At 61.4% G+C, this 23,045-nt stretch carries 17 protein-coding genes; 6 read left to right on the top strand and 11 right to left on the bottom strand.

The window, feature by feature from the left end:
• Window positions 1-131: 131 nt before the first annotated feature.
• Entirely contained in the window at window positions 132-320 is a 189-nt protein-coding gene (locus HG800_RS07645; protein ID WP_169975417.1) for a hypothetical protein, read from the top strand.
• Between the two features lie 209 nt (window positions 321-529).
• On the opposite strand, the gene HG800_RS07640 is transcribed toward HG800_RS07645, so the two are convergent.
• The 5 genes from HG800_RS07640 to HG800_RS07620 all read right to left on the bottom strand — a co-directional run bounded on the left by HG800_RS07640 (window position 530) and on the right by HG800_RS07620 (window position 6,828).
• Window positions 530-1,300, bottom strand: a complete 771-nt coding sequence (locus tag HG800_RS07640) for a gamma-glutamyl-gamma-aminobutyrate hydrolase family protein (RefSeq protein ID WP_169975415.1) — start codon at window positions 1,298-1,300, stop codon at window positions 530-532.
• A gap of 550 nt (window positions 1,301-1,850) precedes the next feature.
• Window positions 1,851-3,956, bottom strand: coding sequence for a cytochrome b N-terminal domain-containing protein (locus HG800_RS07635; RefSeq protein WP_169975413.1), 2,106 nt, complete (start codon window positions 3,954-3,956; stop codon window positions 1,851-1,853).
• The gene (locus tag HG800_RS07630) at window positions 3,949-4,482 is read right to left on the bottom strand and encodes a QcrA and Rieske domain-containing protein (RefSeq protein ID WP_169975411.1); all 534 of its coding nucleotides are present in this window, start codon (window positions 4,480-4,482) and stop codon (window positions 3,949-3,951) included. Before HG800_RS07630 ends, HG800_RS07635 begins: the two co-directional genes overlap by 8 nt.
• A gap of 262 nt (window positions 4,483-4,744) precedes the next feature.
• The gene (locus tag HG800_RS07625; RefSeq protein ID WP_169975409.1) at window positions 4,745-5,743 is read right to left on the bottom strand and encodes a DHH family phosphoesterase; all 999 of its coding nucleotides are present in this window, start codon (window positions 5,741-5,743) and stop codon (window positions 4,745-4,747) included.
• 101 nt (window positions 5,744-5,844) lie between these two features.
• On the bottom strand, window positions 5,845-6,828 hold the full coding sequence (locus tag HG800_RS07620; protein ID WP_169975407.1) for a GDP-mannose 4,6-dehydratase: 984 nt from the start codon (window positions 6,826-6,828) through the stop codon (window positions 5,845-5,847).
• Window positions 6,829-7,109: 281 nt separating this feature from the next.
• On the opposite strand from HG800_RS07620, the gene HG800_RS07615 reads away from it, so the two are divergent.
• Window positions 7,110-7,823 carry a hypothetical protein gene (locus HG800_RS07615; RefSeq protein ID WP_169975405.1) on the top strand — a complete coding sequence of 238 codons (714 nt, stop codon included), beginning with the start codon at window positions 7,110-7,112 and terminating at the stop codon, window positions 7,821-7,823.
• Between the two features lie 178 nt (window positions 7,824-8,001).
• Here HG800_RS07615 and HG800_RS07610 read toward each other — a convergent pair whose 3' ends face one another.
• The gene (locus HG800_RS07610; protein WP_182830353.1) at window positions 8,002-8,337 is read right to left on the bottom strand and encodes a hypothetical protein; all 336 of its coding nucleotides are present in this window, start codon (window positions 8,335-8,337) and stop codon (window positions 8,002-8,004) included.
• 477 nt (window positions 8,338-8,814) lie between these two features.
• On the opposite strand from HG800_RS07610, the gene HG800_RS07605 reads away from it, so the two are divergent.
• From HG800_RS07605 to HG800_RS07590, 4 genes are all read left to right on the top strand, one after another.
• Window positions 8,815-10,431 (top strand): tetratricopeptide repeat protein, encoded by a 1,617-nt coding sequence (locus tag HG800_RS07605; protein ID WP_169975403.1) that lies wholly within the window; start codon window positions 8,815-8,817, stop codon window positions 10,429-10,431.
• Entirely contained in the window at window positions 10,428-11,792 is a 1,365-nt protein-coding gene (locus HG800_RS07600) for a hypothetical protein (RefSeq protein WP_169975401.1), read from the top strand. The genes HG800_RS07605 and HG800_RS07600 overlap by 4 nt, the downstream gene beginning before the upstream one ends.
• 231 nt (window positions 11,793-12,023) lie before the next feature.
• Window positions 12,024-13,562: a trypsin-like peptidase domain-containing protein gene (locus tag HG800_RS07595; protein WP_169975399.1), complete on the top strand. Its 1,539-nt coding sequence runs from the start codon at window positions 12,024-12,026 to the stop codon at window positions 13,560-13,562.
• A 212-nt stretch (window positions 13,563-13,774) separates the two neighbouring features.
• On the top strand, window positions 13,775-15,214 hold the full coding sequence (locus HG800_RS07590) for a sigma-54-dependent transcriptional regulator (RefSeq protein WP_169975397.1): 1,440 nt from the start codon (window positions 13,775-13,777) through the stop codon (window positions 15,212-15,214).
• A 48-nt stretch (window positions 15,215-15,262) separates the two neighbouring features.
• Here the strand turns inward: HG800_RS07590 and HG800_RS07585 are convergent, their stop codons facing one another.
• From HG800_RS07585 to HG800_RS07565, 5 genes are all read right to left on the bottom strand, one after another.
• Window positions 15,263-16,573 (bottom strand): hypothetical protein, encoded by a 1,311-nt coding sequence (locus HG800_RS07585; protein WP_169975395.1) that lies wholly within the window; start codon window positions 16,571-16,573, stop codon window positions 15,263-15,265.
• Between the two features lie 241 nt (window positions 16,574-16,814).
• Entirely contained in the window at window positions 16,815-17,282 is a 468-nt protein-coding gene (locus tag HG800_RS07580) for a hypothetical protein (RefSeq protein WP_169975393.1), read from the bottom strand.
• Window positions 17,279-18,931, bottom strand: coding sequence for a cyanophycinase (locus HG800_RS07575; protein WP_169975391.1), 1,653 nt, complete (start codon window positions 18,929-18,931; stop codon window positions 17,279-17,281). The genes HG800_RS07580 and HG800_RS07575 overlap by 4 nt, the downstream gene beginning before the upstream one ends.
• Window positions 18,932-18,963: 32 nt before the next feature.
• Window positions 18,964-20,379, bottom strand: a complete 1,416-nt coding sequence (locus HG800_RS07570; protein ID WP_169975388.1) for a DUF1501 domain-containing protein — start codon at window positions 20,377-20,379, stop codon at window positions 18,964-18,966.
• A 49-nt stretch (window positions 20,380-20,428) separates the two neighbouring features.
• Complete coding sequence (locus tag HG800_RS07565; protein ID WP_169975386.1) at window positions 20,429-22,957, bottom strand: PSD1 and planctomycete cytochrome C domain-containing protein; 2,529 nt, start codon at window positions 22,955-22,957, stop codon at window positions 20,429-20,431.
• Between the last annotated feature and the right edge of the window lie 88 nt (window positions 22,958-23,045).

The following is a 23,045-nucleotide window of genomic DNA, read 5'->3' as shown; positions in this document are numbered from 1 at the left end:
CGCCCCAGTGGATCACTGGGGAACAACGAGCGTTTACGGGAGTTCGAAATCACCCCGGTCATTGCTCAATCGTCGCTCCCGATCGAGCGAAACGATTCGAGTTACCCCAATCCTCCTGACGGAGTCTTCTTGTGTCGGACCATCGCAAGGTCCTCTCGGCGACTGGCCTCGCGTTTCTTGCGCTGGGCCTGGTGGCGTTCAGTCTCGGGATGGTGAGTTCGTGGATGAACGTCCAACTGCCGATTCCCGCGTACGGGATGACGGGCGGTGCGGGCCTGGTGCTCGCAGGGCTTGGCTTGTTGATTCTCAATCGAGGGTAATTCGAACCGGTCGAATGGATTCGAGACGTGCCCAGGCTACCGCCCAATTGACTCGACGAGCGCGAGAAAAAAGGGCGGGCCGACCTCGGGTCGAAATGCGCATCCTTGCACATTCGACCCGAGCCGGACCCTTTAGTACGGAGAGCCGTGCCGGCCCCTGAAGCGTTTCGAGGGGCCAGCCAAAGCATGGTTCTTGAGGGCAAGCCAGATCAGGCGGCCTTGACCTTGGTCGGGAGGACTCGGCGGAAGCCCCGGTCGGAAGCCTGGATAAAGGCTTCGAGGAGTTGTGTATCGAGCGAAATGTGACCTTCGTTCTCGGGGTGCCACTGCACGCCGACGCACCACCACTCGTCCATGTCGTGATACTCGTAGGCTTCGAGCAATCCGTCCGGAGCGTGGGCTGCGGGCCGGAACATGGAGGCGAGCTTGCGAATCCCCTGGTGGTGGTAGCTGTTGACCCGGATTTCTCCCTCGCCGTAGATTTCTTCAAGCAAGGTGCCGGGTTCCATGACCACGATGTGCCGGTGGGCGCCACCGTGCGGATCTCGGTGCGGGATGGCGCGAGGCAGGTCCTCGGGGACGTGAACGTAAAGGCCCCCGCCGTGCTCGACGTTCATCTCCTGCATGCCGAGGCCGATGGCCAGGGTCGGCAGGCGTCGCTTGGCGGCAAGACGGCAGAGCAGGCGGTCGGCAGCTTCTCGGCGCTCGGACATGACCGTGACCGATTGGTGAGGAGCCACATTTTGCTTGCGGGGGTCCATGTCGTCACCACCGGTGAGGACAAGACCATCGAGCCGATCGAGGATTGGGGCGATCTCAGGCTCTCGGAATAGTGGGGGAATCAAGACCGGGATTCCACCCGCGGTCAGAATGGCGTCGTAATAGCCGGTCTGGACAATCGAATGCGGGAGCTGGCCTCGGCCAGTGCCTCGAAGGTCCATGTTGATCCCAATCAGCGGCCGATCCTTCTCCTTCGTCATGGCATCCTTCCTTGATGACGGAGTGATGTTGCCGGCACCCTGGTGGTCGGGACGATCAAGCGGCCAAGGGCCATGAGATCGTCCAGGCTGGCTTGCAAGAAGAACCTGCACCTGGTTTCGTGGTTGGGGAGCACGTTCTCGGGCAAGCCGTGCCGACGTTCAAGATACGCGAGAAGCCGCAACGGGGGACTCGAGCCGGTCCGGGTCTGATCCTTCGGTCTCGACCGGCCCGATCGAGCGAGAGGGAGTCTATCTCCCTGTTCCGAGTGATACCAACGCTTTTTCTTGCAGATGAGGAAGATTGCGCACCTGAGCCGGATTCGGGAAGCAAGGTGCGCGATCTGGCCCGCTCAACGTCGCGTCTCGCTGCCAATCGCACGCTGGAAGATCCTCACAAGGCACCCCGAGCGGATTCGGAGAGAACGCTCTCCCAGCAATTCGAGGCTGCGCCGGTCGAAAGGAGAAGGACCCGGCGGCCTCGGTTGGTTGACCGAGAGCGGCCGGGTCCTCATATACGTCCCCACGCGAAGAACACAGCGTGATCGTGCGATCAATCGGGTTGTTGCTGAGCGTCGACGACAATTCCCGCGGCAGCAGGCTGGGTCGTGGAACCGTCCTCCGAATCTCGGACGGGGAGAAAGTCTCCCTTGAGCAAGCGAATGAGCACGTCGAGGTCTTCCTGGGTCAGTTGACCGGCGAAACCGGGCATCTGCTCGTGATCAGCCAGGTAGCCGTAGAGATCGCGGGCGCCCGGCTCTTCGATCATGCGTCGTGTCCAGGTCGGCGACCCCCAGCCATAAAGATTCGGAGCATCGACGCCGGTACCGTCTGCACCGCCGAGCCCCCAGAAGTGGCAGTTCGCGCACTCATTGAGAAAGTGTTCGTAGCCTGGGTGCTGGTTTTCGGGGTCTTCGAACTGAAGTTCCCAGCTCGCTGCCGAAACCCCTTCGCGGTATGGAATGACATACTCGGCAAAAAAGTCGGCCACCTGGTCGAGCTGTTCCGAGGAGAGTTGAGAACCGGCCTTCCACTCGGCCATACCGCCGCATTGCGGGACCAGGCCGAAGTACTTCGGCGACGTCGGGTCTTCCAGGAGCCCTCGAATCCAGTCGCGAGTGCCAAAGGCTTCCAGGTCGGAGGCGGACTGAACGGCCTCGGTCTGAACGATCACATGGGAACGTCCCTCGACCAGCTCGGCCTCGACACGCTCTCCTCCGGCATTTTTCCCCTTGAGGATCACCTTAGTCTGGGTTACGTCGTTCTCGTCTCTTCTGACCTCTTCGGCCATAAAATCCTCGGGCAAGGCGAACGCAAGGGACCGGAGAACGGGATCGGACAGCGATTGGCCGAGTTCCGCGAAGCGCGTCGGATCCGCAGAGGCCAGTTGCTCGGCGGTGGGCTGAGCCACCTGAAGCTGGACCCGAACTTTGCCACCGTATGCATGACAGCTCAGGCAGTTCGCTTCGAGTAGGTCCATTCCCCGAGACAGGGGATCGCGGGCCATCAGGTAACTTGCGCCGTCAGGTGGAAGGCCGTTGGCCTCGGCGAGCTGGTCGGCCCGATCACGTTGCTCGTCGGCCTCCTGGCGAGCAAGGATAAAGGCCGCATCGTTCCAGTCGGCTAGCAGGGCCTTGCTCATCAAGTATCCGGCGCCGCCAAGCACGCCGAAGATCAGCGCGCAGGCCCCAAAGTGGACCAATCGCTTCGGAAACAGGCGGTCAAGGATCGGGAGAAAAAACAGGATTGTCACAATCGTGCCGGGAATGACCATCGTCCCGATAATCTCGGTATCGCTCTCGAACTCATTGAGCAGCTGATAGAGTGCGAGAAAGTACCACTCGGGACGAGCGGGATAATCAGTCCCAGTCGGATCGGCCGGGGCTTCAAGGCCGGCACCGCCTTCGTAGAGGACCACACCGAGCAAGATTGCGAGCACGAGGCCAATTGCCGCCAGATTGTAAAACGCCTGAGCGGGCCAGTAGGAGTCGGTTCGTTGGGGCCGTTCCTTGCCATTCAGGCCATGACGACGGGCCAGGGCCCAGTGTCCGAGGAGGCAAAGAATGATGACCAGCGGTAATAGACCAACGTGCAGTCCATAAAGTCGGGTGAGCGTCTGATTGCCGTATTCGATCCCGCCGACGAGCACTTGCTGCGCGAGCGGACCGATCACAGGAGTCGTGCCGGCGATGTTGGTGGCAACCCGGGTCGCCCAGTAACCTTTCTGGTCCCACGGAAGCAGGTAGCCGGTCAGGGCCAGGCCGAGGACGGCAAACATCATGATCAGGCCAAGCCACCAGTTGAACTCTCGGGGAGCCCGGTACGAGGCCATCACGATCGTTTGAACTAGGTGCAGGGCCAGCAAAATGACCACGGCCGAGGAGCCAAAGTGGTGCAGGCCCCGGATCACCCAGCCCAACATCATCTCGCGCTCGATGAACCAGACACTCCCCCAGGCGTGGGAGGAGGACGGCACATACGAGGTCATCAGCAACAAACCGGTGATGAGCTGGATCAGGAACGCTCCGGCCAGCGCCGAGCCGAACACGTGTCGCAGCCCGGCACCGCCTTGGACCGTTTCCCCGGAAAGACCGGAGACGCGCGAGACGAGTCCGGTCCGGGCGTCGATCCACTCTGAGAACTGGCTTCGGTTACGCAAGGGGGATCTTCTCCTCGGTCCCGGTTCGGAAGCGGTGGAACTTGACCCGGATCTCGGCGTTGGGGTCGTTCGGGTCGATCGGCTCAACTTCCAGAGTGTCCATCCCTCGTGGAGAGATCCGGTTTACCCTCGAACCGTCGAGTTCGAAAAAGCTGGCGTGACAAGGGCAGAGGAAGCCCTTTCCATCGCCCGAAACCTTGATCTTGCAGGCCAGGTGGGGACATTCGGCCGACAGGGCGATGACCGGCTCGGGAGCATCCTCGGGCTGCCGCACCAGCCAGACCGTTCCGACGGGAGTGGCCGGATAGCTGACCCAGGCGTCGCGCTGCTCCTCGATGATCGAGAACGATCGCGGCTGCCCTTCGACCAGGTCACCCAGTCGAGTGAGAGTGCGAAAGTCGGAGTCATCCGTTCGGCGTTTCAAGAGGGGCGAAAGCAAGTAGGCCACGCCCGGCACGGCCAGGACCAGGCCGATCAGGGCGCCGATCGCGGCGGCCCCAAACTGGAACCATTGACGACGATTCATCGGTTCGCGGTCTCTCCGGTCGAGCGGGGAGGGACAAAGGCGGGGGGATCGCATGGGGCGGTCGGACAGTCGAGCCGGCGTCGACGCCGGAGCGGGGCGGGTGGCCACGGTCTATGTCAAGCGACGCGGCCAGGTGGGGGGTTCGAGGCGCGGCGGGTTCACTTACGCCTCCCCACGCGAACACATTTATCGTAACGGTGCCTTGTGGGGCGCCGCCAGGGGTTACTTCAACCATTGGTTCCGTAGCCGGAGCCTGGGAGGCTCAGGATCGGACTTCAAGGCCCAGCATGGGCCGGAGGGCCCGAAGCACCCGCTCGCGGGAGTCGGAGAGGGGATCGGGCATCAGGACCCCTGCGGCGGCGCGGTGTCCTCCACCACCGAAGCGACCGGCAAGCTCGGCCACGTCGATGTCACTTCGCGATCGAAGGCTGACCTTCACTCCTCCCCGAAGCTGTTCAATCAAGAGCATGGCCACCTCGACACCGTTAATGGCCGCGAGTTGATCGATCAGGTCCTCGGTGTCGGAAGGAATCGCTCCGGTCTTGGCCAGGTCCTCCTTGGTGACGCTTGCATGGGCGACTCGACCATCGAGGGCCAGGGTCAGGCCCGAAAGGACCCTGCCAACTAACCGCATCCGAGCCGCGGTGTTTCGTTCGAAGAGGGAACGGTAAAGCTCGTGGATCGGAGCACCCGCCTCGGCCAGATCGGCAGCGTCTCTCATGGTTTCGGAGGTGACGTTCGAGTGGCGGAACCATCCGGTATCCATGGCGATCGCCGTGAGCAATCCATTGGCCATGATCGGAGAAGGAGAGGCCCCAAGCGCCCGGATCATTCTGAGCACAAGCGTTCCGGTCGATTCCGCGGTGACATCCTTCATGACGAGGGCTCCGAGATCGTCCTCGCTCAGGTGATGGTCGATCACCACCTTCGCTCCCTTGAACCCGCGGACGAACTCAGCCATCTCCCCGAGCTGCGACCAACTGGAGAGGTCGAGAATGATCAGCACCTCGCGATCGGCGAGCGATTCCGGCCGAAGTTCGGCAAATCGCTCGAAGAACCTCGGACGCGGGGCCAGAAATTCGTAGCGAGGGGGCAGCGGGCTTGCGTTGACCACCCGAACATCCTTGCCTCGCTGTTCCAGGAGACCGGCCAGCCCCACCTCGGAGCCGAGAGCATCGCCATCGGGACGGACGTGAGTCGTGAGGAGGAACCGATGGTGGGTGTCAATGAGGGACGCCAGGGGGGACCAGTCCAGTTCCATCACGATGCTCCGGGGCAGGCGTCGGTCAAATCGGCATTGTATGACGACCCGGCCCGATCCCGCAATGACGGCCGCCCCGACCTTGGAATCGCCGGGCTCGGTCACGTGGTGTATTCGTTCACCCGGAACCGATGCAGGTTGTCTCGAACCCAGGCAATCGTCTCATCAAGCCCTTCGTCGAGCGAATACCGGGGCTGCCATCCCCAGAGCTCCTTTGCGAGGTCGGTGCCCGCGAGCAATCGGAGCACCTCGCTCGCCGGAGGCCGGACGCGCTGTGGGTCGGTTTCGACCTGGAGCGGCGTCCCGAGCCGCTGGCCGATCCGATCCACGAGCTCCCCGATCGACACATCGTCTCCCCGACCGATGTTGACGACCTGTCCGATCGCCTGGTCGCACGAAGCGATGGCGATGAAGCCGGCGGCGGTATCCTTAACATACGTCAGATCACGTCTCGGCTCCAGGCTGCCGAGCCGGATAGACGGCCGTGTCAACGCCTGACTGATGATCGTCGGGATGATCGCTCGGGCCGATTGCCGGGGTCCGAAGGTGTTGAAGGGTCGAAGAATCGCGACCGGCAATTCGAATGATCGATGGTAGCTGAGCCCCAGCGCATCCGAGCCAACCTTGCTCGCCGCGTATGGCGATTGCGGCTGCAACGGATGCGACTCGTCGATCGGAACCCGTTGAGCGGTACCATAAACTTCAGAGGTCGAGGTGAGAACCAGGCGGTCAAGTGCATCGCTGTCGCGGCAGGAATCGAGGACATGAGCTGTCCCCCCGACGTTGGTTTGCACCACGTCGAGCGGGTTCTCGTACGAGTAAGGGATGGCGATCGAGGCTCCCAGGTGAAAGACCCAGGACTGCCCCTTGACAGCGCGGCGGAGCGCCTCGGGATCTTTGAGGTCGCCACGGCGAACCTCGACGGACGCCTTGACCTCGTCGGGCAATGCGTCGAGATGCCCGCGATCGTCCCGGCCATTGTAGCGGACGAAGGCCCGCACGGTGTGACCGTCTCGGACGAGCCGTTCAACCAGGTGGCTGCCGATGAACCCGCCGGCACCGGTGACGAGGACCGACCTTCCCATCCCTAGGCACTCCCCTGCCCCGAGCCAACCAGAGTGCATCCTCGTGGAGGCGTTACTCGAAATCGGAATTGACCTTCAGGGCTCTCATCCTACGGCGGATCGCCCAATCGGCCAACGCGAATCCAAACTCCGACCCAACCGGCAAAGATTCGCTGAAGCCCCGAGAACTTCTCAGCCGATAAAGTCGATGCGATACCGAGACGGTCCGCTTTCGGGTGGATCGGCACCATCGAGGGTATCGTCACGATCGACGGCCTAAACCGTGACAGGGAGATTCCTGCATGGCCTTCCGCTTCCTCCTGGTGGGTGCTGTGGCTGCTCTTGGGTTCGATTTGCCGCAAGGCATCGACGTGGACGCCTTGGCCCAGTCGGGACGAGCTTGGTGGCACGCGAGAGCCGCGGAGTTCGAGGCAAGACACGGGATCACGCTGGCCGGGCTTGAGGATTCGTCCTCAACCAGCCCGTCCGTTGAGGTTGAGCCCGAAACTCTTGTCCCGGAACTCGATGCGGCCTTCGCCACGGTGATCGAGGATGTGGTCGCGTCCTTTGCGGCCGACGGGCAATCGGAGGAGTTGGGGGTACCGGAGACGTCGTCGCAACGCGTCGCGGGTGTTGACGATGCCGCCTACGGGCCTGAGTTTGCCGATGCCCTGAACCGCTGGGCCGACGGGCTGTCCGAGCCGGAGGATCCGGCAACACTCGTCGCTGAGGCGAGTGGCAGCGCTTTGGAATTCGGGGATGATCTGTTGACCGCGTCGATTTCCGGTGTGGCCGGTTCGGCGTTTGCGTCTTCGATCGACGAGGAGGAGGGCGGTTCCGACCTCATCATCTCGACGGCTTCGGCCGTTGGGGAGATTGAACAGCTGGAACCGATCGTCTCCGAGCCGATCGGCGAGCCGCGATTGGTCAAAGCGGTTCAATTGACGGGTCAGGCCCTTCAGGCCTGGTTCTCGTTGATTCAACCCGCCAGTCCCGCGGCGGTGCCGGCTTCCTGAACCGGAGGCTCCATCCGCGATCGCGACCGATCCGGCACGCTGTCGAGCACGCCGGAATCGGATGACCCCGAAACTGACGAAACGGCCCGAGCGACCTCTCGTCGCTCGGGCCGTTTCTCATGGTTGACGGATCATTGAAGGTGACACGACGAGTATGAACCTCCTCGTGCGCTGAAGATTAGGAGCGTTCCGGAGGCTCCAGGGGACCAGACTCCTCCGGAGTGGTTCCCAGTTTCTCGTAACCAAGGGACCGAGCCACGTTGAGGACATCACCGAAGGAGGGGAAGGTTTTTCCGCTTCGCATCTTGAACTGCTGCATGGCGTTCATGAATTCCAACTCTTCGGGAGTATACTGTTTCTCGAAGGTTGTCGGATCAATTCTCCTCCTCCGCTCCTTTCGGGCGGGCCGAGCTTGTTCCGGGACCTCACGACGTTCGTGGAAACAGCTATTCCGAGGAAAGTTCTCGAAATCGAATTCGGAACCTCCTCCCGGCGTCGATCGATTGTCGGCCATTGGCCGCGAGCCTCCCCTACGTTCGGACGGACACCGCCGAATCAAGTCAGACCGTACGATGCATCAGGCGAATTTTTTTCGACGAACGCACGGACGGCTGGCATCGTCCAACTTCGGAGGTGATTCCTTGGTGTTCTGTCCTCTGACAGAGGTCTAGGTCGATCGGGTACGCCTGTCAAACCGACACGATTGGCCCGGAAACCGGATTGGTGAGCTGAAGCAACGCGCGAGGTCCAGAGCCGTGTGGCATAATGGTCAACAGACGAGCGGCGACCCCCGACGGAGCGTGGCGCGACGGCGGTGCGAGTCGGGCCGGGGTCGTCCCTTTTCGCTCGATTCTGCCGAGACGGCCACCCGGGGTCTGAGATCCCGGCGCCGATTCGATTCTCGGTGATCCCGAACTCTTAGGATGTTCCCATCGCGCCTCAACCGGTCCCGAACATACCGGCATCTCAAGCACCGGAGAATTTAAGACTCATGTCCCGAACCGCGCGATCGTGGAAAGGGGCCGGGCCCGCGACCCTGCTCGGCTGCCTGCTGACTGGTTCAATGGCTCTGGGTGGAACCTCGCCCGAGGGCCTCTCCCGTCAACTGATCGATCTGGGTCACCAGGCCGAAGCCCAGGGTCAGCTCGACCAGGCCGACCGCTTCTTCCGTAAGGCCCTGGAATTGGATCCGTCCAATACCCAGGCGAACGAAGGTGTCCGGCTCGTTGCGCTTCGCCTCCAGGACGAAGACGCTTCGCTCGCCGCACCAGAATCCCAGGCGAGTATTGAACGAGCCCGGGAACTTCAGCAAGTTCTCGTCGATCAGCTTAATGCCGACATTCGAGGTCGGATCAACCGAGCCCGAGCCCTGCTCCGCCAGAATCAGCCGGATGCCGCGGAAACCACGCTCCGTCTGGCCCTGACCGCTCTGGAAACGGCCGATCAGGTTCCTGATTCGGTCATCGACCAGTTGCAGCGTGAGCTTCGGATCGAGCTTCTTCAGACGATCCGACGTTCTGAAGAACTCGCTCAACGGCAAGCGGAACTGATCCGCCTCGAATCGGCCGCTCAGCGCGAACTCGATGCCGTCTCTGCCCTGCTGCGCACTCAGGCGACCGTCCGGGAACTGATGATCCAGTTTAATACCTTGATGAACGAGGGCGTCTTCGCCGTCCTTGACAATCGGGGAACCGGAAATATCGTCGAGAACTCACAACCGTTCTTCGACGCCCGTCTGCTGGCCCAGTCAGCGAACGCTCTCTTGCCCCGAGAAACGGCACCAAGGGCGGGCATGTTCGTTTCGACCTCGCTCGGATTCCTTTCACAGACCCGTGCGTACGAGGAATTGAAGGAATTCCGCTACATGGCGACCATGCTCGACGTCGACCGGGCCTCGGTCCCTTTCCCCGACCTGATCACCATCGAGTACCCCCCGGCCGACGTTTTCCGAGAGATCTCGGAAAAGCGGATCGCTCGGTACGAGGTGGCTGACCTGGCCGAGCGGTCGGAACTCACCCTGGAAATTCAGCGCCGCCTCGAACAACCGATCTCGATGCCGTTCGACACCGACACCCCGTTGGCTGACGCTCTGGAGTACATCCGCCAGGCCACTGCCGACGAGAAGCTCATCAACGGTATCCCGATTTACGTTGACGAGATCGGGCTTCAGGAAGCTGAGCAAAGCCTCCAGTCCCCGATCAAGATCAACCTGGACGGCATTCCGCTCAAGACGACCCTGCGGTTGATGCTGGATCAGCTTGACCTCTCCTACACCGTCTATGACGACCTTCTGGAGATTACCGCCAAGGGCTCCGAGCGTCGTGGTACCCTCATCCGCGTTTACCCGGTGGCCGACCTGGCGATCATCCCCCTCTCCCTGATGATGGGTGGTGGCGGTGGTGGCATGGGCATGGGTATGGGCGGCATGGGTGGTATGGGCATGGGTGGCGGCATGGGCGGCATGGGTATGGGCGGCATGGGTGGTATGGGCATGGGCGGCATGGGTGGCGGTATGGGCGGCATGATGGGTGGTGGAATGATGTCCATCCCTGTCGCTCCCGAGCCGGCCGATGACGCTGTCGCTCCCCAGGAAAAAAAAAGCAATTGATCCCATTGGAGTCTGGGACGGAGTTCTCTGACCCGTTCCAGACTGCCCATCTTCAGGATGAGCAACTTGGCCGAGCCGCCCCGGGTCATCACGACCGGGGCGGACTCGGCCTTGTTCGTCGTATTTCGATGGTCCAGGAAACGACTTCTCCGGGACGACGATCGGGTGCCGAGGGTCCGAAAGTCTCGTCGCGGTCGGAAAAGGCGGCCGAAAATGAGGCCCCGCTGATCCGTCGAAGACCAACAGACCAGGAACTTGCGACCTGGTCGGCCCACTTCAAGAACCGGGAAACCTCGGCAAGAGATCTGCTGGAGACGGTCGTCCGTCTGAAGGGCAAAGGGCAGATGGCGGAGGTCGAAGCCGCCTTGCGGGGATATCTCGATCGTCCTGATGTGCCCAAGGAAGCCTGGATGTATCAGATGCTCGCGGTCATCTTCGATTACAACCAGGCCGATGCAGCCTTCGTGCAGCAGGCGCTAGGCTATGCCGCGATGGTGGCGGATCGACCCGGAGAGGAGGGAACCCCGGACAGTTTGCTGACGATTGTTGACCTGATGGCCGCCCGAGACGTGTTCGAGATCGAGGTGCCGCTCGGTGAAGGTCGCAGCCGGACGATTCGGGTCGCAGACTTGCTTGATCACGCTGCCGAACGGTTGCCCGGTCGCGCCGAGCCGATGATCAAGTCGCTCGACCTGGCTGAGCGTCAACTCGACTCCGATCGGATGGCCTGGGCGGTCGAGGGCCTGATGGAACTGGGCTGGCCTGGGGTTGATGAGGCCTGGCGCAACGAATGCCGATTGCGGACCCTTGCCCTGGCCAAGCGGCTTCGTGAGGCAGGCCGCTCTTCTGAGGCCGAAACACTCATCGACCGGCTTGAAGCCGCTGAACCACGCGACCTCTACGCCCGGCTTACCTGGGACGGTTTTGGTGATCTTGATCTGGTCGTCGATGAACCCCTGGGGGCCACGGCGCGTCTCTCGACCCCTCGAACGGTCTTCGGCGGCGCCTTGATCAAGAACGGTCGAGGTTCAGACGCCGAGGAAATCTATGTCTGTCCCCGAGGATTTGACGGCCCCTACCGTTTCCAGGTCGTGGAAATCGTCAGCGACCCCGATGAGCCCATCACTGCGGCCACCCTGGAAATCATCACGCACGAAGGTGGGGCCGAGGAGCAAGTCCAGACCTTTGCCATTGACCCGAGGAACCCAATGCCCGTCGAGGTGACGCTCGAAGGCGGACGGCGCACGGAGGTTTTGCCTTACGTGGTGCCCAAGGTCATGGTCATCGAAGACCCTGAAGAGCCGCTGACCTCGGGCGTTCCTCCCGAATCCCCTGCCCCGGGCCCCACAGAGCCTCGCTGAGACTTCATATCTGAACGGTGACGTCGCTGGAGACGGTTCCTCCGACACGGTCCCTCCGATCGTTCAGGCAAAGTCTTGGATCAGCAAGGAGGCTCCGCTATAGTGAGAGCTTCAACCAGGAGGAGAAGCCTCTGCCGGTTCTCATCTTGAGCTGTCTCGACATTGCCCGAGGCCCGGGCCTTGTCGCTATCGACCAGGATGATCGACCCTGAGTCGGAAGGATTCCCACCGATGCGACGAGCCGACGACGCCCGACGCGACCGGAGGGGCGGCCCAGTGGCCGCCCATGCTGTCATCGTCGGTCTGGCCGTTCTGCTCTTGCCTCCCATGGTTGCGGGACAGGAGGTTTCGGACCTGACCTCCCTGGCGTCCGAGGTTCAAACCTCGGCCCGGCGGGCCTTGCAAGCCGTTGTGACCGTCGGAGGATCCGATCCCGTAAGCCCAATCGCTTCGGAAGGCTCCTTTCCCACCGTTTCTGGTGGTTCCGGAGTGGTGATCGACGCGGATCGTGGTCTGATCCTGACGGCCAATTCGGTCGTGGACGACGTGAGGAATCGGCTCGGTCAGAACCTTCAAATCACCTTGCCTGATGGACGCTCACGTCCGGTCCTCGACCTGAGGCAAGACCCGGCCAGCGACCTCGCGTTGCTGGTGATTGATCCCGAGGGTCTCGATCTCCTTCCCCTCGATTGGGGAAGCTCGGAGAGCCTGGAACCTGGGGACCTGGTCATGAGCATCGGTAACCCCTGGGGACTCTCGGGCACAGTCAGTCTCGGGATTGTCAGCGGCCTCCAACGATCCTTCGCATCGACCGCCTACCGTGACTTGATTCAGACCGATGCGCTCATCGCTCCCGGAAGCGCAGGCGGGGCTCTCGTCGATCGCAATGGTCGTCTGGTGGGGATCACCCTGTTCGTTCCCGAAGTGTCAGATCGGCATCATCGAATCGGATTTGCGGTTCCAAGCCATCGGGCCAAGCGAATCGCTCGGGACTTGAACGATCGGGGCCAGGTTCATCGCATGATGATTGGAGTGCAAGTCTCCAGAGTCGATCCTGAAGAGGCCGCGCTGCTCGGATTCCAGGGCGCGGTCCGGGTCGATTCCGTGGTTGTTGACGGACCCGCGAGCCAGGCGGGCTTGGTCCCTGGAGACCAGATCGTCCTGGTTGATGGACGTCCCATCACGACCCTTTCGGACCTCATCTCGAGGGTCGAGTTCGCCTCAGACGATCATCCCATGACTCTTGAAATCGTCCGCGACGGAAGACGAGAGTCCCTGAACATTCAGCCGAAACCGATTCGAGATTCCCTTAATCTGGGCGCTGGTCCGATGGTTGTGACCCCTCGACCAGCCGACTCAGAGCCGGCCATCTCTGACGATCCGACACCAAGCATTCGACTCCCAGAACCGGCCACCGCTCGTGATCCGACCCGGTTTCCCAGCCTTGGCCTTCGTCTGGGAGAGACTTCGCCAGCGTTGACCCAGCGGTTCGGACTGGATGAGGATGTCTCAGGAGTGATCATTGTGGGAATTACTCCCGGGGGCCCAGCGGATCTGGGAGGTTTAGAGCCGGGAATGGTCGTGACGGACGTGCTGGACCGCCGGGTCCGATCGCTGGCCGAATTCCGAGAATCGGTCGCCATTGCCCCGACCGATCGTGATCTGATTCTCCGTGTTCGGCATCGCGGTCGATCGGAGTTCCGGGTCTTGCTTCGCGATCTCCGCCAAGCTGAGGACCAGGATCACCGTTTCCCTTGCCTCAATGATTGATCAAAGGAGGGAGATGACTGCTCAGCCCTCTTGCGCCAGGAGTTGTTGGCGTGTCCTCTGTTTGACCTTCGAGCCTCGAAGGCTTCCTGAGTTCCCTGGCAAGACAAAGCTAGCCCTGTCGCGGACGACTCGCTCTGCTCGCTGCTCATCCAGCCCTTCGGACTCGGGAATGGCTGAATTCCTCTTGGTCCACCCGGCAAGGAGTGCCCCGCATGAAAAGCCGTATCCTGGTCGTTGATGACGAGGAATCCACACGAGAGTATCTCAGTCTCTTGCTGACGATGGACGGCCACGAGGTTGAGGCCGTTCCGGGAGCTGCGGAGGCGCTCGAGATCGCCCGATCGCGTCCGATCCACCTGTTGATTACCGACCTCTACATGCCCGAGACCGGAGGGATGGACCTTCTGTCTCGCGTCCGCTCCGAGCGATTGCCGTTCGGGGTGATCGTGGTCACCGCCTACGGCGACCCTCAGGTCGCCCTGACAGCCATGAAGGCTGGCGCTGATGACTTCGTGACCAAGCCCTTCGAACCCGATCGGCTCCGTCTCCTGGTCAACCGGACCCTGGAACGCCGACAACTCCGGGACGAGCTGGAACATCTCCGTCAGCAGATGCGCGAAGATTACAGCTTCCTGAACATGGTTTCAAAGAATGACCGGATGCGCCAGGTGTTCGACCTGATTGAGCAGGTCGGCCCCCTTGGATCGACGGTCTTAATCCACGGCGAAACCGGCACGGGCAAGGAGCTTGTCGCCCAGGCCATTCACGCCGCCAGTGGTCGGAGGAATCAGCGATGGGTTCCCGTCAACTGTGCGGCCTTGAGCGATTCACTCCTTGAAAGCGAGCTTTTTGGACACGAGCGAGGTGCCTTCACCGGCGCCGATCGGCGGCGGATCGGACGCTTTGAAGCCGCGGACGGTGGCACGCTTTTCCTCGACGAGATCGGGGACGTCAGCCCCGCCATGCAAGCCAAACTGCTTCGAGTGCTCCAAACCGGCAACTTCGAACGTGTGGGTGGAACCGAGACATTGAAGGTCGATGTCCGAATCGTCGCCGCGAGCAACAAACGGCTTGACGAACTGGTCCGTCAAGGGGTGTTTCGCTCCGATCTCTACTACCGACTCCGGGTCGTCCCGATCGACCTTCCGCCGCTCCGCGATCGGCGAGAGGATATCCCGCTGCTGGCGATGCACTTCCTGAACAAGCTGGCCGCGCGGAGTACTCCTCCAGTCACCGAGATCGACCCCGAAGCGATGCACGCGCTATACAGCTACGACTGGCCCGGTAATATCCGAGAGCTGGAAAACGCGATCAGGGCGGCCGTGGCCCTGGCAGACGGGACTCTGATCCATCGTTCAAATCTTGCGCCGTCCATCGTCCCCCGAGCCGAGCGGCAGTCCTCGACCCTGCGGCAGTCGGCCGAGACGCTCCTCGATCTCGACCGCCCTTTGCCCGAATTGACAGAGACGATCATCTCTCGCGTCGAGCGCGATTACTTTGCCGAACTGCTGTCCCTGTACAAGGGAAACGTCGCTCGGTGTGCCCGCCACAGCGGGCTTTCCCGGCGTTGCGTGACCCAGAAGCTCGCCAAGTACGGACTCGACCGGACGCAGTTCAAGGAAGGATCGTCGGCGGCGATCCTCGATGACTAACGCCATTCGCAGCATGGATCGAGGATCGCTCCTTCCCAACGTGACAGCTCAGGGTAGTGGAATGTCGGTGAACTCGAATTCCAAGGGAATTTCCGTCACCGCCCCCGGGGTCTCATAAACGAGTTGGTAATTCGAAGGTTCGCCCGGAGCATCCACAAAGAGGTACTGAAACGCCATTGAATTGTTTGATGCGCCAATCTGATTGAACCCGCCGTTCTGGTCGAATCGGGAACCATCCGGCCGCTGAAGCCAGATCCGATTATTGAAGAGCCCCTGTTGATAGGTCTCGAAGGCCTCGGATTGCCCCTCGTAATTCACGCGAACATCGACCTTCCAGACAAATCCGTCGACCTCAACCCGCCCGACGGACACGGTGACTTCTCCTTGCTCCTGAGAAGCGTTCGGGGCTCCCAGGTCGAGCCGAAAGACCTCGTTCCCCGAAGGAACGGTTAAGGTGGCGCGGACCTTCAGGCGATCAAGTTGCTGAGCTTGGCGATCGGGCGAGGTCATGTTCAGGTTCAATTCCGCCGTGGGATTCTCGGGGCGGAGAACCACCGTCCCGGCTTCCTCAGAAACACTTGGCTGAACGACCTGACCGCGATCATCCACGATCTCAACATTCGACACATCAAGATTCATCAGCATGGGCCGCAATCGAGGCTCCCACACCACCATCACCTGGGCATTGGTGGATCGGGTTCCCGTCGTCAGATCGTGCTGAGCGGCGACTTGATTCAACGAGACCCGAAACGGCCCAGTGTAAATGGTCGGGGCCGATCCTGTTGCCTCTCCCGGCCCATACTCCATCGCTCCTCGCGTGAGCAGGCCGATCGTTCCGTCTCCGGTGTAGAAAATCGGGTCAAGCCCGGCTTTCTCTGCAATTCGATCGAAGGCTTCCAGGAACGGAAGATCCTCGATCTGAAGGTCGAGCGCAGGGTTCGTGGCATCCTGACCATACAGTTCCCTGAGGTCAGAGATGCGGTTTCCTGACTGACGCTGCAACTCCCGAAGTGCCTCGGACAGACGAATCCCCTCTCCCTGGATCGTGATCCGGGTGGCCTCAGAGACATTCTCGGTACTCGACTCCTCAAGGGCCGAACGAATGCGCGTGATGCGATCCCGAAGGTCCACATCCTCAACCTCGGCGGGATCGGGCAACAAGGGTAAAATTCGATCGCCGAGCTTCGTCAACGCCTCTTCGGCAGAGTCGCGCGTCTCGGTCCCCTCCTCTCCCAACCGCTCGACGAGCTGCGCGACCCGATCGCGGAGCGCAGCGCTGACCTCCTGGGCCACTCCCTGCGTTGCGAGGGTCCAAAGGATCACCAAGGAGTACGCCACTGGCCCAAGTCGGGTCGTCATCGTCGCCTCCTGATCGTGTGCACAAACATCGATGGGAACCGGACCTCGACCGCGATTTCGATCACGCGTCGGCCGATTCTCGGCCAGTCCGAATCATATCGGTTTCAGCGCACTCTGGCCAGGGTGTGCGAAGACACGATCAATCGGCCAGGAAGCACCTCACGACCAAGGTCCAGCAGATTGCATCAACCCCAGGCGCAAGAAGATCTAATGCTCAGTTGTGAGGTGACAACCGTGATGGTTACGGGCTACGGCGAATCCATTCCCGAACGGTGCAGGTCATCGCCCTGACGGCCCATCCCGCGACCGGCCCGCAAAGCGCTCCAACCACAGAGCCAACCGATGCTCCGGCCATGGACGCCGTCGCGATGTGGCCGGCCATGGGGTTCTCGAACCGTCGGACTGCCATCCAGCCAACCACCAGGGCAGAAGGAATCATCGCCACGACTCCCGATCGGAAGGCATCCATGCCTGCCCGTTCCGGATCGCGATGAAGGAGTGCGATCGAGGCGATCATCGTGAGCCCGATCGGAAGGATCATGAGCGGCCAGAATCGTCCCCAGGAACCGGTCCTGGCGTACTCTGCGACCAGAACACCCGTGATCGCCCAGGAGGTCAGCGCGCTCCGAGCGAGGGTCTCGGGCCGATTGCGGATGACTCGGCTGAGGAGGTCGGACTCGGGATCGGCCCTTCTTCTGGCGGGCGTCATTGTCCTTCGGCTGCGATGGCTGGCTCGACTCGAATGCGATCGACCAGATTGAACCGGCTCCCGGCTTCGAGGGTTTCGGTGATGGGAGGACTCTCGTTTCCTGAATGATTCTGAGAAAGGACATGGACTGCCCCTCGACCGAGGACCTCCCCGGTACTCCCCTCGACGATCAGTGCCGTACCTTCGTCAATCCCAAGTCCGAGAACCTGGGGAAACCGATTCACGACTGCCGCGAGATCGTCAAACCGGTTTCGCTGGGAATAGTGCTGGTCAATCGCCACCCCGGGGAGAAAGGCAAATCCACGCTCGTAGCCCTCGGCCATCATGTCCCAGTTCCCGAGCGGATTCCCGCGGACAAGGTAATCTCCCTGGATGGTCGCCCCGGCTGAGCTACCGCCGATAACCCCGCCCCGGCGCAATACATCGTGGAACAAGGGGACAATGGAGGTACCTTCGTAGCAGTCAACGAAACGCCATTGCCGCCCTCCCCCGAACCAGATCCCCGTGGCCTCGCGAAGCATGGCGAGTTGTTCGGGGGTTTCGATTTCCTCGGGATGACGGCCATAAAGCACTCCGACCGATCGCACGCCCCGTTCCTCGAACATCTTCACACCAGACACAAAGTGAGGAATCGGAGAAATTCGGCCTTCAGAAGCGGTCGGAACCACCACAATGCGAGCCTCAGGCCCCCCCGCCAGGCTGACGAACCGATCCAGGACTTCCCCCGGTAAGCCTCCGCCTCCGACGATCACGAGAGCCCCTGCGTCGATCTTGGGCGGATTCATGACCTCCGGCGGAAAGTCACCATTGGCCCGATCCCGGACAGAACGTCGCAAGGCGGTCAGGTCGGCAACGTCGCCGGATTTCAAGGTGATTTCGCGCTCGTGACGAGCATTCGAGGCGGGCACCAGAATGGTCACGCTCGATTGACCGACGACCTCCAACCGGCGTCCAACCACAACCAGGGCGGTGCTCTCGTCGATGCCAACGCCGAACGTCTCTGGATGTTCGTTAAGAACCCCTTGCAGTCGAGGCTTGCGATTCCGAGCGAGAAAATGTTGATCGACAACCGCATCGGGAAGCAGGTTGAACCCTTCGCCGACCGTCGCGTTCGGATTGCCTCCGGTAATCATCACTTGAGTCATGATCGCCGCTCCAGCCGAGGTTCCTCCGACGACGCCCCCGCGTTCCAGGACGCCGAAGACCTCCTCCTCGACAGCGGTGCCGAGATAAGCGCTCGCGATGCGAGACTGATCGCCACCTCCAAACCAGACCGCCGTGGCCTCCTTGATCGGTGCGACGAATTCGGGATCATTCGCCCGGTCCCGGTCTCGGGTGTGAAGGACGGTGACGTAGTCGAATCCGCGCTGCCTCCAGAGGTCGATCCACTCGTCGTCGGGTTCCTCGTCGGCCGAGGCGCTGGCTGTCGGAATGACCACAAGCCGGGCATCAGCTCCGGCAAGGGATCGAAAGGTGTCCGTCACGTCCTGAGGAATGCGACCACCTCCGACGATCACCAGAGCACCGGCTATGCCATCGGGATTGATCCGAGCCGGTACAATTCCTTCGCTCGCCTCGATCGGGCTCGCCAGTGCGATCAAAAGACCAAAAACGATTGATATTCGGAGCGTGACGATCAACTGTTGCACGTTGTGTTCCATCTTCAATTCAGGAGTGCGGGTCAGACGAGAAGTTTGGTGGCCACGGTCCCCCCCACATCGGTCAGGCGGAAGTTGCGTCCCTGCGAGGTGTAGGTGACTCGGGTATGGTCGAGGCCAAGCAGGTGGAGGATCGTGGCGTGGAAGTCGTTGACATGCATCGGGTCTTCGACGGCATGATAACCGAGATCGTCGGTCCGGCCATAGGTGGTGCCTCCCCGCACCCCTCCGCCGGCCATCCAGGCGCAAAACGCCTCCTTATGATGATCGCGGCCAGCGGTTCCGCGGTCCCCCTGGAGCATGGGAGTACGGCCAAATTCGCCCGTGAAAATGACGAGGGTGTCATCGAGCAGGCCGCGTTGCTTGAGGTCCTGAATCAAGGCTGCGCAGGGTTGGTCAATTTCTCTTGCCTTCCGGGGCAAGCCGTTGAAGATGTTCCCGTGATGATCCCAGTCGGCGTTGAACAGTTGCACAAACCGAACCCCTCGTTCGACGAGCCGTCGGGCGAGCAAGCAGTGGTTTGCAAAGCTTGCTTGCCCCGGCTTCGTTCCGTATAGCCGATGGATATGAGGAGGCTCGGAGGCCAGATCGACGAGTTCTGGCACCGACGATTGCATCCGGAACGCCATCTCGTACTGGGCGATCCGCGTCGAGATCTCAGGGTCGCCAACCGTGAGAAGCCGTTCCGTGTTCAGTGTACGGATGCCGTCGAGGATTGTCCGACGAGCGGTCGCCTCCATTCCAGGAGGGTTCGAAAGGAACAGGACTGGATCGCCGCCATCGCGGAACTCGACCCCTTGATGCACCGTCGGCAAGAAACCGCTGCCCCAGAGGTTACTCCCTCCGCCGGCCAGCTTGCCGGTTAGCATGACGACGAAACTGGGGAGGTCGTCGGCCTCGCTCCCCAGGCCATAGCTGACCCAAGAGCCAAGGCTGGGGCGGCCTAGCTGACCAAATCCGGTTTGCAAGAACAATTGCGCGGGGCCGTGATTGAACTCCTCAGTCTTGAGGGTCTTGATCACGGCCAGATCATCGGCCATTCCCGCAAGGTGAGGCAACAATTCGGACAGTTCCAGGCCCGACTCACCGTGCCGCGCGAACCGGAACCGCGTTCCCAGGAGCTTGGGATGCCCCCGGAGAAATGCAAAACGTTGGCCTTCGAGCAAAGATTCCGGACAGAGTTGACCGTCGTGAGCGACCAGTTCAGGCTTATATTCGAACAAATCCAGATGCGAGGGGGCACCGACCATGTGCAGGAAGATGACGTTTCGGGCCCGAGGGGCGTGGTGTGTCGGCCGGGGGGCTCGCCCATCGGCAGCCGTCGCGTCACGCTCTCGATCGAGCAACGACATCAGCGCGATCGTTCCCAGACCCATCCCCGATCTTCGAAAGAGTTCGCGACGGGTCACTCCAATGCGGAGATGATCGATCGGGTTCATCGAAACGGTTCCAGGTGCAAAGAGGATCGACCGGCACGCTCGGAAATGGTCATTCTCTCGTGATCGTCTCGTCGAGATTCAGCAAGACATTCGCCACGCCGAGCCAGGCGGCCCAATCCACCGGATCGATCGTTGGATCAGCGTCGTTCCCCAGCAGGGCCGAAGTTGCCCGCGGGTCGTCGGCGTAGCGATCGTGCAAGCCGTGCCAAACGTTGGCGAGGGATTCGAGCTCCGAGGAGGTCGGCTTGCGGGCCAGGCAGAGCCGAAAGGCACGGGTCAGGCGGTCGTCGAAACCGTCCTCGGGATACTCTGTCATGACGCGTCGGGCCAGGGCTTGGGCGATCTCGACGTAAGCTGGATCATTCAGTAAGGTCAACGCCTGAAGCGGTGTATTCGTCCGTGATCGTTGGACGAGACATTGGGAACGATCAGAAGAATCGAACGCGACAAAGCTTGGATACGGAGCGCTTCGTCTCAAAATGGTGTAGAGCCCCCGACGATGGCGATCGGGTCCTTCACTGGTTCGATAGGTGTTATCGACCAGTCCAGTCACGCGCCAGATGTTTTCCGGCTGAGGGGGGAAGACCGGCGGACCTCCCATCGATTCGGTGAGTAATCCGGCAGCATGCAGGGCATTGTCTCGGATCATTTCCGCATCGAGTCGGAATCGCGATCCTCGAGCATACAACGCGTTTTCCGGGTCGAGTTCGAGCAATTCGGCTGAGATTGCCGACGATTGCTGATACGTACGTGACGTTACAATCAGGCGATGCAAATGCTTGGTCGACCAGCCTGATTCCACGAACTCAACCGCCAGCCAGTCGAGCAACTCCGGGTGCGAGGGCCTGGCCCCCTGCGTCCCGAAGTCTTCAGGAGTCGAAACCAGGGCTCGGCCGAAAAAGGCGAGCCAGGCCCGGTTGACCGCAACTCGGCTGATCAGCGGATTATTCGGATCCACGAGCCACTGAGCGAGCCCAAGTCGATTCTTCGGCGCATCCGGGGGCAGAGGATGAAACACCTCGGGCACGCCCGGCTGAACCTGAGCACCGGGATCAAGAAAGTTCCCCCGCTTCATTACAAACGTCGGTCGGGGCTCATCCAGCTCAATCATGACCAGCGACCGGGCCGGCGCGAGGGCTTCGATCTGTTCGTCCAGCTCGGCCATTTGCAGGCGGGCCGACGCAACCTCGGGATGATCGGCGAGGAGGTGATCCTTGATCGTCTGATGCTGCGCTTTGGTCCGATCTTCGTCAGCGATCCTCAGCACCTCCTCGACGGCCTTCGGGAGCTCCGAACGATGATCTGGATCGTTTCGCAGTTGCTCCTCCCATTCGAGTCGATCCTCCCACACGCGATTGGAGAGGGTGTCGATGCGTTCGGTCAGGCCATCCCGAAGATCGGTCAGTTCCTTGCGTCGGACAATCATTTCGGGAGGTGACGGAATCTCCATCGACGGACCCGTAAAATCGAGTTCCGACGTATTGCCCTCAGTTCGAAAGATTGTCTCGATCGGCGTATTGTTGAAATACGCAAAGAGTTGATAGTATTCGCGCTGGGTAATCGGATCATATTTATGATTGTGACATTGAGCGCATGCGATGGTTGAGCCAAGCCAGACTGTTGAGACCGCGTTGACCCGATCGACCACGCCGTTTACTCGGTTCGCTTCCTGATCAACCCCCGCCTCGACGTTGACCGGATTCCCCCGGTTGAAGCCGGTGGCGATGTGCTGGTCAATCGAAGCGTCGGGGAGCAGATCTCCGGCAATCTGTTCGATCGTGAACTGATCGAACGGCATGTCGGCATTCAAGGCACGGACGACCCAGTCGCGATACGGCCAAACATCCCGGAACCCGTCGCGCTGGAAGCCGTTCGAGTCGGCGAAGCGGGCCAGATCGAGCCAGGGAGTCGCCCACCGCTCACCGTATCGAGGGGACGCAATCAACCGATCAACGAGTCGATTGTAGGCGTCGGGCCGATCGTCGCCGAGGAAGGCGTCCACCTCCTCAGGAGTCGGCGGCAGACCGATCAGATCGAGCGAGAGCCGGCGGATCAAGGTCGCCCGATCGGCCTCGGGAGACGGTTCGAGCCCTTGATCATCGAGCCGGGCTCGAATGAACCGATCGATCGGATTCCCGCTCCAGCGTTCATCGCCCACCTCGGGCAAGGATGGGCGAACCGGGGGAACGTAGGCCCAGTGGGTTGTCTCGGTCTCGTCGGCCCCGGGCCAGTCGGCTCCCTGAGCAATCCAGGCTCGAATCGCTTCGATCTGGGTTGGTGTCAGGCGATCCCCCGAAGGCGGCATTCGATCCAGTTCGTCATTGGACTCGACCCGATGTAGCAACTCGCTGCCGTCTGGATCACCCGGAACAAGGGCCGGTTCCCCGGAGTCCGTCGGCAAGAGTGCCTCGCGACGGGAAGTCAGTAAGAGCCCCCCCTTGCGGTCCTCTGCTCCATGGCAGCCAAGGCATTGAGCCTCGAAGATCGGACGAATGGTCCGATCGAAGTCAATCGGTTCCTCGGCCGGCACAGAGGCCGGCACGAACAAACAGACGGCAACCGCTAATCGCTGAAGCATGATGAGTCGTCCCAGTCGCGCGGCAGCCTAGGGGCATTTTCGATTGGCCATCGACATCGTACTTCAGGCTAACTTATGCAATGATTAC

Source organism: Tautonia rosea (assembly GCF_012958305.1).
GTDB lineage: Bacteria > Planctomycetota > Planctomycetia > Isosphaerales > Isosphaeraceae > Tautonia > Tautonia rosea.
Note: the sequence above shows the minus strand (reverse complement) of the source record. Positions and strands in the feature narration are given on the sequence as shown.